The following is a 498-nucleotide window of genomic DNA, read 5'->3' as shown; positions in this document are numbered from 1 at the left end:
TTTAAGTTTATATGTTTAAGATTCTTGCTTTTTTTAATCTCAATTTAAAGGACTTCATTATGAAAAGGTTATTTTTTGCATTGCTATTTTTGGTAAGTTTCGCATTTGGCGCGGTAAATCTCAACACAGCGACTAAAAAAGAGCTGATGACACTTGATGGAATCGGCGATAAAAAAGCAGAGGAAATCATCAAATACAGAGAAAAAACGCCATTCACAAAGCCAGAGGATTTGAAAAATATCAAAGGCATCGGCGATAAACTTTTTGACAAAATCAAAGATAAGGTGAAAGTGAAGTAGATTTAGGGGAATTTGGCTTTTTGGGTTTGTGAGAATTGCGTGAATTTGGCATTTAAAAGTGCCTAAACTTGCCTTAAATATTTTAAAAGAGAGTTTGCGGTAAGCTATATTTTTTTGTGGATTGCTTCGGCTTTTTTAAAGCCTCGCAATGACGAATCGTGGATAGATTCTGCATTTTTTTGGCGCAGATTCTGCGAAT

Annotated in this window: 1 protein-coding gene; it reads left to right on the top strand. The window is 34.5% G+C overall.

Going from position 1 to position 498, the window contains the following annotated elements; all coding sequences use genetic code 11:
* Positions 1 to 59: 59 nt before the first annotated feature.
* A complete protein-coding gene (locus ACWIUE_RS11940) occupies positions 60 to 299 on the top strand; it encodes a ComEA family DNA-binding protein (protein WP_454137011.1) in 240 nt (79 codons plus the stop codon).
* The last annotated feature ends 199 nt before the right edge of the window (positions 300 to 498 follow it).

It is taken from the genome of Helicobacter sp. 23-1045 (genome assembly GCF_053654655.1).
Note: the sequence above shows the minus strand (reverse complement) of the source record. Positions and strands in the feature narration are given on the sequence as shown.

Bases quoted from the DNA above. Each gene is read 5' to 3' on its own strand.
- ACWIUE_RS11940 (WP_454137011.1), top strand. From the start codon at position 60: ATGAAAAGGTTATTTTTTGCATTGCTATTTTTGGTAAGTTTCGCATTT.